The sequence below is a fragment of the Sulfitobacter sp. genome, assembly GCF_041552635.1.
Taxonomy (GTDB): Bacteria; Pseudomonadota; Alphaproteobacteria; order Rhodobacterales; family Rhodobacteraceae; genus Sulfitobacter.
The window spans coordinates 1-10,383 of the sequence record NZ_JBFEKM010000151.1; the positions used below are offsets into that span (position 1 = coordinate 1).

At 60.5% G+C, this 10,383-nt stretch carries 9 protein-coding genes; 7 read left to right on the top strand and 2 right to left on the bottom strand.

Features of this window, described 5'->3' with window-relative positions:
- From ABYT07_RS15935 to mraY, 3 genes are all read left to right on the top strand, one after another.
- On the top strand, positions 1 to 603 hold a 603-nt coding region (locus ABYT07_RS15935; protein WP_372993022.1), incomplete at its 5' end, for a glutamate ligase domain-containing protein.
- The gene (murF, locus tag ABYT07_RS15940) at positions 600 to 2,030 is read left to right on the top strand and encodes a UDP-N-acetylmuramoyl-tripeptide--D-alanyl-D-alanine ligase (protein ID WP_372993023.1); all 1,431 of its coding nucleotides are present in this window, start codon (positions 600 to 602) and stop codon (positions 2,028 to 2,030) included. The genes ABYT07_RS15935 and murF, both read left to right, overlap by 4 nt.
- Positions 2,031 to 2,068: 38 nt before the next feature.
- On the top strand, positions 2,069 to 3,151 hold the full coding sequence (mraY, locus tag ABYT07_RS15945; protein ID WP_372993024.1) for a phospho-N-acetylmuramoyl-pentapeptide-transferase: 1,083 nt from the start codon (positions 2,069 to 2,071) through the stop codon (positions 3,149 to 3,151).
- A gap of 103 nt (positions 3,152 to 3,254) precedes the next feature.
- On the opposite strand, the gene ABYT07_RS15950 is transcribed toward mraY, so the two are convergent.
- Positions 3,255 to 4,166 carry a glutaminase gene (locus tag ABYT07_RS15950; RefSeq protein ID WP_372993025.1) on the bottom strand — a complete coding sequence of 304 codons (912 nt, stop codon included), beginning with the start codon at positions 4,164 to 4,166 and terminating at the stop codon, positions 3,255 to 3,257.
- 46 nt (positions 4,167 to 4,212) lie between these two features.
- Between ABYT07_RS15950 and murD the strand changes: the two genes are divergently transcribed.
- Positions 4,213 to 5,607, top strand: a complete 1,395-nt coding sequence (gene murD, locus ABYT07_RS15955) for a UDP-N-acetylmuramoyl-L-alanine--D-glutamate ligase (protein ID WP_372993026.1) — start codon at positions 4,213 to 4,215, stop codon at positions 5,605 to 5,607.
- Between the two features lie 74 nt (positions 5,608 to 5,681).
- Here murD and ABYT07_RS15960 read toward each other — a convergent pair whose 3' ends face one another.
- On the bottom strand, positions 5,682 to 6,866 hold the full coding sequence (locus ABYT07_RS15960; protein ID WP_372993027.1) for an NAD(P)/FAD-dependent oxidoreductase: 1,185 nt from the start codon (positions 6,864 to 6,866) through the stop codon (positions 5,682 to 5,684).
- 166 nt (positions 6,867 to 7,032) lie between these two features.
- Here ABYT07_RS15960 and ftsW point away from each other — a divergent pair, with 166 nt between their 5' ends.
- The 3 genes from ftsW to murC form a co-directional block, all read left to right on the top strand.
- A complete protein-coding gene (ftsW, locus tag ABYT07_RS15965; protein WP_372993028.1) occupies positions 7,033 to 8,202 on the top strand; it encodes a putative lipid II flippase FtsW in 1,170 nt (389 codons plus the stop codon).
- Positions 8,199 to 9,299, top strand: coding sequence for a UDP-N-acetylglucosamine--N-acetylmuramyl-(pentapeptide) pyrophosphoryl-undecaprenol N-acetylglucosamine transferase (locus tag ABYT07_RS15970; RefSeq protein WP_372993029.1), 1,101 nt, complete (start codon positions 8,199 to 8,201; stop codon positions 9,297 to 9,299). Before ftsW ends, ABYT07_RS15970 begins: the two co-directional genes overlap by 4 nt.
- The coding region (murC, locus tag ABYT07_RS15975; RefSeq protein ID WP_372993030.1) for a UDP-N-acetylmuramate--L-alanine ligase at positions 9,296 to 10,383 on the top strand (1,088 nt) is incomplete at its 3' end. The genes ABYT07_RS15970 and murC, both read left to right, overlap by 4 nt.

Genomic DNA, 10,383 nt, shown 5'->3' on the forward strand with positions numbered 1-10,383 from the left:
CAGAAACGGCTGAACCTGATTGGCGGGTTTCAGGCGGATAACGTGCTGCTGGCCTGCGGGCTGGTCATTGCCTGCGGGGCCAAGCCTGCTGATGTGTTCGATACGATCCCGCATCTGACGACCGTGCGGGGCCGCATGCAACTGGCCGCGACCCGTGACAATGGCGGCGCGGTATTTGTGGATTTCGCCCATACGCCCGATGCCATTGCGACCGCGCTTCAGGCGATGCGACCCCATGTGATGGGGCGTCTGGTGGCCATCGTGGGCGCTGGCGGCGACCGCGACACGACCAAACGGCCCTTGATGGGGCGGGCGGCGGCAGAACATGCGGATATGGTGTTTGTGGCCGATGACAACCCGCGCTCGGAAGACCCTGCAGTGATCCGCGCGGCGGTGATGGCCGGTGCCCCCGACGCGACCGAGGTCGGCGACCGTGCCGAGGCAATCTTGCGCGGGGTGGATGCCATCGGCCCCGGTGATGCGCTGCTGATCGCGGGCAAGGGACATGAAACCGGGCAAACCATCGGCGACGATGTCTTGCCCTTTGATGATGTGGAACAGGCCAGCGTCGCGGTCGCGGCACTGGACGGGAGGCTAACATGAGCTTGTGGACAGCAGCAGAGGCGGCAGCGGCAACGGGCGGCCGCGTGGTCGGCGATTGGGCTTGTGATGGCGTGTCGATCGACACCCGCACCATTGCCGCGGGCGATCTGTTTGTGGCCCTCAAAGACGTGCGCGACGGCCATGATTTCGTTGCCATAGCGCTGGAGAAAGGCGCAGGTGCCGCACTGGTCAGTCATGTACCCGAAGGCGTTGCCGACGATGCGCCCTTGCTGATTGTTGATGACGTGTTGCAGGGCCTCGAGGCGCTTGGCGCTGCCGCACGCGCCCGCACAAAGGCCAAAGTGGTCGCGGTGACGGGCAGTGTTGGCAAAACATCGACCAAGGAAATGCTGCTGGCGATATTCGCGGATCAGGGGCGGGCGCATGCGTCGGTAGACAGTTATAACAACCACTGGGGCGTGCCGCTGACACTGGCGCGGATGCCTGTGGACACTGAATATGCCGTGATCGAGATCGGGATGAACCACCCCGGAGAGATTTCTCCGCTGGCGATCCTGACCAAGCCTGACGCGGCGATGGTCACAACGGTCAATGCCGTGCATTTGGAAGCCTTTGACGACGTCGCGGGTATTGCGGTTGAAAAGGCAGCGATCTTTGACGGGCTGGAACCCGGCGGCGTGGCCGTGATCAACGCCGATATCGAACATGCTGCCATTCTGATGGCCAAGGCTGTGGACCGCCGGTTGCGTGATATCGAATTCGGTGAAAACGCCTATCATTTCAAATTGAAAGACGTGCAGGTCCAAGGCGATGTGACCGTGGTTCAAGCTGATGCCGATGGCACGCCCTTGCTTTTCAAGATCGGCACACCGGGGCGGCATTTTGCGATGAACGCCCTTGGCGCGCTGGCCGTGGCACAGGCGATGGGGGCCGATCTTGCGCTGGCAGCGGCGTCCTTGGGGCGCTGGACACCCTATAAGGGGCGCGGCGTGCGCGAGGTGATCTATTTGGACACAGTCGAAACGCACATGACCCTCAACCTGATCGACGACAGCTATAACGCTAACCCGACCTCGATGGCGGCGGCGCTTGAGGTATTGGCAGCGGCAGACGTCACCCACGACATTCGCCGTGTCAGCAAGGGGCGGCGGATTGCCTATTTGGGCGATATGAAGGAACTCGGCCCTGATGAAATCGCCCTGCACGCGGGGCTGGCGCATCTGGACGCGACCAAGAAACTGGACGTGATCCACTGCGTTGGCCCCTTGATGCGGTCGCTTTATGATCTGATCCCGGCACATCAGCGTGGCGAATGGGCCGCGACATCTGCAGAACTGCTGCCGGGCCTCGCGGCCCAGTTGGACAGTGGCGATGTTGTGCTGGCCAAAGGGTCTTTGTCGATGAAATTGGGCCTGATCGTTGACGCGATCCGTAAAATGGGCCATCCGGTCACAAAACTGGGCTAGGCTTTGCCCCCACAAGATTTTGAGTTAGGACGCGTACGATGCTCTATTGGTTGACCCTGCTGTCGGATGGCGGCGATTTCTTCAACCTTTTCCGCTACATCACCTTTCGGGCTGGTGGGGCGTTTCTGACTGCACTGGTTTTCGGGTTCCTGTTCGGCAAGCCGCTGATCGCGGTTCTGCGCCGCCGGCAAGGCAAAGGCCAACCCATTCGCGATGACGGCCCCGAGGGGCATTTCGTCAAAGCAGGCACGCCGACCATGGGGGGGTTGTTGATTGTGGGCGCGCTGCTGACCTCGACTCTGCTGTGGGCGCGGCTGGATAACCCCTATGTCTGGATGGTGCTGTTCGTTACAATGAGCTTTGCGGCCATCGGATTCGCCGATGATTACGCCAAGGTCAGCAAGCAGACCTCGGCGGGCGTGTCGGGCAAAGTGCGGCTGCTGCTGGGGTTCGCCATTGCGGGCATCGCGGCCTATTGGGCGGCGCAATACCACCCTGCCGAGCTGCAAAACCAACTTGCGCTGCCGGTCTTCAAGGACACGTTGATCAACCTTGGCTATCTGTTCGTGCCGTTTTCGATCATCGTGATCGTGGGATCGGCCAACGCGGTGAACCTGACCGATGGGCTGGACGGGTTGGCCATCATGCCAGTGATGATCGCGGCCGGTGCGCTTGGCGTGATTGCCTATGCCGTGGGCAGGGTCGACTTTACCGAGTATCTTGACGTGCACTATGTGCCCGGCACCGGTGAAATCCTGATCTTTACCGCCGGTATCTTTGGCGGTGGCCTTGGGTTTTTGTGGTATAATGCACCGCCTGCCGCAGTGTTTATGGGCGACACAGGATCATTGGCGCTTGGCGGCGCGTTGGGGGCCATCGCGGTCGCCACCAAGCACGAGCTGGTTCTTGCAATCGTTGGCGGTCTGTTCGTGGTCGAGGCGTTGTCGGTGATCATTCAGGTGCTGTATTTCAAACGCACGGGCAAGCGGGTGTTTCTGATGGCCCCGATCCACCACCACTACGAGAAAAAAGGCTGGGCCGAGCCGCAGATCGTAATCCGGTTCTGGATCATCTCGTTGATCCTGGCGATGATCGGGTTGGCGACGCTGAAAGTCCGCTAAGGGCTTACGGTGGGCAAGCGCCTGCGGCGGGCGGTGATGGGGGCCAGCCCCCATCGGCCTTTGGCCGATCCCCCCGGAGTTTACTCGGCAAAATGAAGCTGATTTAGAAGATGGACCAGCTCATGGCGCGGGCTAGGCGGGCCATGGCCTCGGTGCCTTTGAGCGAATTGCCATAGCGGTTGAGGCCGGGTGACCAAACGGCAACGCTGGCGACGCCCGGCACGATGGCGAGGATGCCGCCGCCGACACCGGATTTCGCAGGCAGCCCGACGCGGTAGGCGAAATCGCCGGAGCCGTCATAGTGGCCACATGTGAGCATAAGCGCGTTCAGGCGGCGGATGCGTTGCGGCAGGATCAGGCGCGGCAGTTTCGGGGTGTCGATCAAAAAGCGTCCGGACATGGCGAGTTGGCGGGCTGTCATTTCAATTGCGCAGTGGTGGAAATACGTACCGAGGGTTTTTTCGGGCGCATTGTTGAGGTTGCCGCAGGACGCAAGAAAATGGGCCAGCGCGAAATTGCGGTGGCCGTGAGTTGTCTCGGAGGCGGCAACGGCTTCGTTGATGTGAATATCGTCGTCGCCTGCGGCAGCGCGGATGAACTGCAAGATTTCAGCAAGGGTTTCGCGCGGCAAGCGACCGGTGAGGATTTCATCGGTGGTGACGATGGCACCCGCGTTGATGAAGGGATTGCGCGGGCGGCCGTTTTCCTGTTCCAGCTGGACGATGGAATTGAATGCTTTGCCTGACGGTTCGCGGCCCACGCGCCGCCAAAGTTGGTCGCCAGATCGCCCCAAGGCGATGGCCAATGTGAAGACCTTGGTGATGGACTGCACCGAAAATGATGTGTCGGCGTCCCCTGCGGTGAAGGTCTCACCGTCGGCGGTTGTAACCGCGATGGCGAACTGAGCGGGGTCGATATGGGCAAGTTCGGGGATATAGCTGGCGACATCGCCCCAGAGATCATCTGCGCGCATGTCGTCGTTGAGCTGGGTCAGAATATCTGGCAGAGGGGACATGAAACGCTCCGAAAGTTTGTCGGGCATCGCTAACAGGAGATCGGTCATGATACCAGTTCAGGGTTTGGCAGGCGCGAAAGTCGCGGTTTTGGGCTTGGGGCGGTCAGGGCTGTCGGCGGCGCGTGCCTTGGCGGCGGGCGGGGCGGTGCCTGTGTGTTGGGACGACAACCCGGCCGCGCGCGACACGGCAGAGGCCGAGGGGTTTGCGTGCCTCGATCTGCTGAAGGCGGGGGCGTTTGACGATGTTGCGCGCCTTGTTGTCAGCCCCGGTATTCCGCATCTTTATCCTGCGCCGAATCCGGTGATTGTGGCGGCGCAGGATGCGGGTGTCGCGGTGGATAATGACATCGGGTTGTTTTTCCAAAGTTTTGCGACCGGGGACTGGGATGATTTCGATCAGATTCCCAAGATCATCGCTGTCACGGGCTCAAACGGGAAATCCACGACCTCGGCCTTGATTCATCACATTTTGAAACATGCGGGCCGGCCGACGCAATTGGCGGGCAATATCGGGCGCGGTGTGCTGGATATCGAGCCTGCGATTGATGGCGAGGTCGTGGTGTTGGAGCTGTCGAGCTACCAGACCGATCTGGCGCGCAATCTGACACCGGATATTGCCGTTTTCACCAACCTTAGCCCCGATCATCTGGACCGGCACGCCGGGATGGGTGGCTATTTTGCCGCCAAGCGTCGGTTGTTTGCCGAAGGTGGCCCGGACCGCGCGATTATCGGTGTGGACGAGGCCGAGGGGCGGTATCTGGCGGGCCAGCTAAGCGAAGGGGCCGCCGATGACCGGGTGATCCGTGTGTCGGTTGATCGCAAGTTGAGCGGGCCAGGCTGGCACGTGTTTGCGCGAAAAGGGTTCTTGTCCGAGTACCGCAAGGGCAAGCAGGTTGGATCGATTGATTTACGCAATGTCACGGGTCTGCCGGGGGCGCATAACCATCAAAACGCCTGTGCGGCCTATGCGGCGTGCCGGTCGTTGGGGTTTGCCCCCAAGGTGATCGAGGCGGCGTTTGCAAGTTTTGGTGGCTTGCCCCACCGCAGCCAGACCATCGGCGAGGTACGCGGGGTCAGGTTTGTCAATGACAGCAAGGCGACCAATGTTGACAGCGCGGTAAAGGCTTTGGCGGCGTTTGAGAACATCCGCTGGATTTGCGGAGGGCTTGAAAAAGACGGGGGCTTGGGCGCTTTGGCAGAAGCTTTGCCAACGGTGCGCAAGGCCTATGTGATCGGACGCGAGGCGGCGCAGTTTGCGATGCGTCTGGGGGTTGAGGCCGAGGTATGTGGCACGATGGATGTCGCCGTCGTGCGGGCCGTGGCCGAGGCGGAGGCGGGCGATGTGGTGTTGCTGGCCCCGGCGGCGGCGAGCTTTGACCAGTATGACAGTTTTGAGCGGCGCGGTGAGGATTTCGTCACGCGGGTGCAAGCGTTTTTGTGAACCGGTCTCGGGGCGCTGCCTCCACAGACCCGAACGTCTGTTCCCCCCGGGATTTTAATCCATTTGGAAAGCGCCTAGGGTTTTGCGATATCGCGGGCAGCGGCCATGGCCGAGGACCATGCCCATTGGAAGTTATACCCGCCGAGCCAGCCGGTAACGTCCACGGATTCCCCTATGAAATAGAGGCGGGGAATGGTTTTGGTTTCCATGGTTTTGGAGGACAGCGCGTTGGTGTCGATCCCGCCCAAGGTGACTTCGGCGGTGCGGTAACCTTCGGTGCCGGTGGGGGTCATTGTCCAGTTTGACAGGGTGTCGCAGAGTGTTTGCAGCCGGGCGTCGGACCAGTCGGCGAGGTTGCCGGTCAGGTCGAACTGATTGGCAAGGTGGTCCACCAGACGGCCGGGCAGGTGTTGGGCCAGTTCGGTGGTAAAGTTGCGGCGCCCGTAGATCTGCCGCTGTTCCCGCAATTTCACCAGCAGGTCATTGGATGGCAGGATGTTAAGGGTGATTTCCGTGCCTTCGTCCCAATAGCTTGAGGCTTGCAAAATCGCGGGGCCTGACAGGCCGCGGTGGGTGAACAGCAGGGCTTCGTCGAAAGTCGTATCACCAGCGGTGACACGGGCCGGCACTGCGGTGCCCGAGATCGGCGCAAAGCGGGCGTCGGTGAAGGTGAAGGGCACCAGCCCTGCGCGGGTCGGGGTGACGGGAATGCCGAACTGGTTGGCGATGTCATAGGCGCGGCCCGTGGCACCCATCTTGGGGATGGATTTGCCGCCTGATGCGATGACCAGATGGTCGGCGGTGACAGTGACAGGCGTGCCGCCGTCAGGGCCGATCAGCGTCATCTTGAAACCGATGTCGGTTTTTTCGATGCCTTCGAGGCTGCTGTTCAGGTGCAGGTCTACCCCTGATTTTTGCATCAGAGCGTGCAGCATGGCGACGATCTGTTTGGCCGAGATATCGCAAAACAACTGCCCCAGAGTTTTTTCATGCCACGTGATACCATGGGCATCGACAAGTTCGATGAAATCCCATTGGGTATAACGGGCCAGCGCTGATTTCGCGAAATGCGGGTTGGCGCAGATAAAGGCATCGGGCGTGCAGTGCATGTTGGTAAAGTTGCAGCGCCCGCCACCCGATATACGAATTTTTTCGCCCGGCGCTTTTGCGTGATCGACGACAAGCACCGACCCGCCCGCATGGGCGGCGCACATCATACCGGCGGCTCCGGCACCAAGGATCACTGTGGTGTAATGCATGGCACGCGCTTTGCCCGACAGGGGCTCACGCGTCAAGGGCGTGCGGGCGGTGGCGGCTTTGCGCGAGGAGGTGGAAAACAGACTAGCCGTGCCCAGCAAATGGGGTTAGACTGTAAGCTAGACCCCGAAAAGGGGCGGTTTGAGGCAGTGTAAGGCAGATATTACCATGACAGAGATGGTCTATGGCGCGGTTCCCGTTCGCGATGCGGAGCCTGTTCTTCCCAAGTGGTGGCGTACGATCGACAAATGGGCGATGTCTTGCATCCTCATGTTGTTTGCCGTTGGCATTCTTCTGGGGCTGGCCGCGTCGCCGCCCTTGGCCGCTAAAAACGGTTTTGACTCGTTTCACTATGTCCAGCGTCAAGCGGTGTTCGGCTTTCTTGCCATCATCGCGATGCTGTTGACATCGATGCTGTCGCCCACGGTTGTGCGGCGTTTGGCGGTCGTTGGGTTTCTGGTGTCTTTTGTAGCGCTTGCGCTGCTACCGTTTTTCGGCACGGATTTCGGCAAAGGTGCGGTGCGCTGGTATTCGATGGGTTTTGCGTCCTTTCAACCCTCCGAGTTTTTGAAGCCGGGGTTCGTGGTGGTTGCCGCGTGGATGATGGCCGCCTCGCTTGAGATCAACGGACCACCCGGCAAGACCTGGTCCTTTGCGCTGTGCATCGCGATTGTCTTGATGCTGGCCTTGCAGCCTGACTTTGGTCAGGCCTGTTTGGTGTTGTTCGGCTGGGGGGTGATGTATTTCATTGCCGGTGCACCGCTGGTGTTGCTGGTCGGTATGGCCGGTCTGGTCGTTGTTGCGGGCAGCGTCGCCTATTCCAATTCTGAACATTTCGCACGCCGCATTGACGGGTTTCTATCGCCTGACGTCGACCCACGCACCCAGTTGGGATATGCGACCGATGCGATCCGCGAAGGCGGGCTGTTCGGCGTGGGCGTGGGCGAGGGACAGGTGAAATGGTCGCTGCCCGATGCCCATACGGATTTTATCATTGCTGTGGCCGCCGAAGAATACGGGCTGATCCTGGTGATGTGTGTGATCGCGCTTTATGGTGTGGTGGTGGTTAGGTCGTTGCTGCGTCTGGTGCGCGAACGTGATCCCTTCATCCGCCTTGCGGGCACAGGATTGGCGTGCATGTTCGGCGTGCAGGCAATGATCAACATGGGCGTCGCCGTGCGGTTGCTGCCGGCCAAGGGCATGACCTTGCCTTTTGTCAGTTATGGCGGGTCTTCGGTGATTGCCTCTGGCATCGCAGTTGGTATGCTATTGGCCTTCACACGGTCGCGGCCCCAAGGGCAAATTAGCGATCTTTTGGGTCGGGGACGAAACAGATGACATCACCTTTGCTGATCATCGCAGCAGGCGGCACCGGCGGGCACATGTTTCCCGCCCAAGCGCTGGCCGAAGTGATGCTGGCGCGTGGTTGGCGTGTCAAGTTAAGCACCGATGCGCGCGGTGCGCGCTATACGGGCGGCTTTCCGCATACGGTCGAGATCCAGCAGATCAGCAGTGCCACTTTTGCACGCGGCGGACTTGTGGCCAAGGCGCTGGTGCCGTTTCGTATTTTCGGCGGCGTGGTTGGCGCTGCTTTTGGTATGTTGCGTGACAAGCCTGCGGTCGTTGTGGGGTTTGGCGGCTATCCGTCGATCCCGGCGCTGGCTGCGGCATGGATGTTGGGCAAGCCGCGGATGATCCACGAACAAAACGGTGTTCTGGGGCGGGTAAACACAATTTTTGCCAAGCGCGTCGATGCGGTGGCCTGCGGGACCTGGCCCACGACATTACCCGAAGGGGTCGAAGCGCATCACGTCGGCAATCCGGTGCGCGGTTCGGTTCTGGAACGCGCGGGTGCGGGCTATATCGCACCGGGCGATTACCCGATGGAACTGCTTGTCATGGGCGGCAGTCAAGGTGCCCGTATTTTAAGCGAAGTCGTGCCGCCTGCCATCGCGAACCTGCCGATGGAGATGCTGCGCAACATTCGCGTCAGCCATCAGGCCCGCGACGAAGATGGTGAACGGGTCGCCAAGTTTTACGCGGAAAATGGCATCAATGCCGATGTGCAGCCGTTTTTCCATGACGTGCCGCGCCGCATGTCCGAAGCCCAACTGGTGATCAGCCGCGCAGGCGCGTCAAGCGTGGCGGATCTGTCGGTAATCGGACGGCCCTCAATCCTGATCCCTTATGCTGCGGCGACGGGGGATCACCAAACCGCCAATGCACGCGGTTTGATCGATGCAGGGGCGGCGATTTTGGTGCCCGAAGATATGGCCAACCCCGACAGTCTAAGCGCACAAATCGAAATGGTATTGGGAAGTCCCGACGGGGCGCTGCAGATGGCGCGGGCCGCACTGTCAGTGGGCAAACCCGATGCCGCAGAAGAATTGGCCCAGATGGTGGAAGCCTTGGCAAACAAAGGAAAACAGACATGAACGCAGCAACCAAGCTTCCTACGGATGTGGGGCCGATCCATTTTGTGGGCATCGGTGGCATCGGTATGTCGGGCATTGCCGAAGTGTTGCTGAACCAAGGTTACCGCGTGCAGGGCTCTGACCTGAAGGCCACCAAAATCACCGACCGCCTTGTCCAACTGGGGGCAACTGTGTTCGAAGGCCAGCGCGCCGAGAATATCGAGGGTGCCGAAGTTATAGTGATCTCGTCGGCGATCAAACCGGGCAATCCCGAATTGGACGCTGCGCGTTTTGCGGGTCTGCCCATCGTGCGCCGCGCCGAGATGCTGGCCGAGCTGATGCGCCTGAAGTCCAACATCGCCGTCGCTGGCACCCACGGCAAGACCACGACCACCACGATGGTGGCGGAACTGCTGGTTAAGGGCGGCATTGATCCGACCGTTGTGAACGGCGGCATCATCCACGCCTACGGTTCAAACGCGCGGATGGGGCAGGGCGAATGGATGGTGGTCGAGGCGGATGAATCCGACGGCACGTTCAACCGCCTTCCTGCAACCATCGCCATCGTGACCAACATCGACCCTGAACACATGGAACACTGGGGGGATTTTGACACGCTGCGTCAGGGGTTCCTTGATTTCGTTTCGAACATTCCGTTTTACGGTCTGGCGATCTGCTGTATTGACCACCCCGAAGTGCAGGCGTTGGTCGGCAAGATCACGGACCGCCGCGTGATGACATATGGCTTTAATGCTCAGGCCGATGTGCGCGCAGTCAACCTGCACTACAAGGCGGGCGTGGCGCATTTCGACATCCAGTTCCAGAACGAAGACATCACGATCAAGGATTGCACCTTGCCGATGCCGGGCGATCACAACGTGTCGAACGCCTTGGCCGCCGTTGCCGTGTCGCGCCACCTTGGCATCAAGGGCGAAGAAATCCGTGCCGCTTTGGCGGGCTTTGGCGGCGTTAACCGGCGATTTACCAAGGTGGGCGAAGTGGACGGTGTGTCGATTATTGATGACTACGGTCACCATCCGGTTGAAATTACTGCCGTTCTCAAGGCGGCGCGCCAAGCGACCGAAGGGCGTGTGATCGCCGTGCA

What these genes read in the sequence shown, in the direction of transcription:
- ftsW (WP_372993028.1), top strand. Translation starts at nt 7,033, where the DNA reads ATGACAGAGATGGTCTATGGCGCGGTTCCCGTTCGCGATGCGGAGCCT.
- mraY (WP_372993024.1), top strand. Translation starts at nt 2,069, where the DNA reads ATGCTCTATTGGTTGACCCTGCTGTCGGATGGCGGCGATTTCTTCAAC.
- murD (WP_372993026.1), top strand. Translation starts at nt 4,213, where the DNA reads ATGATACCAGTTCAGGGTTTGGCAGGCGCGAAAGTCGCGGTTTTGGGC.
- murF (WP_372993023.1), top strand. Translation starts at nt 600, where the DNA reads ATGAGCTTGTGGACAGCAGCAGAGGCGGCAGCGGCAACGGGCGGCCGC.
- ABYT07_RS15950 (WP_372993025.1), bottom strand. Translation starts at nt 4,166, where the DNA reads ATGTCCCCTCTGCCAGATATTCTGACCCAGCTCAACGACGACATGCGC.
- ABYT07_RS15970 (WP_372993029.1), top strand. Translation starts at nt 8,199, where the DNA reads ATGACATCACCTTTGCTGATCATCGCAGCAGGCGGCACCGGCGGGCAC.
- ABYT07_RS15960 (WP_372993027.1), bottom strand. Translation starts at nt 6,866, where the DNA reads ATGCATTACACCACAGTGATCCTTGGTGCCGGAGCCGCCGGTATGATG.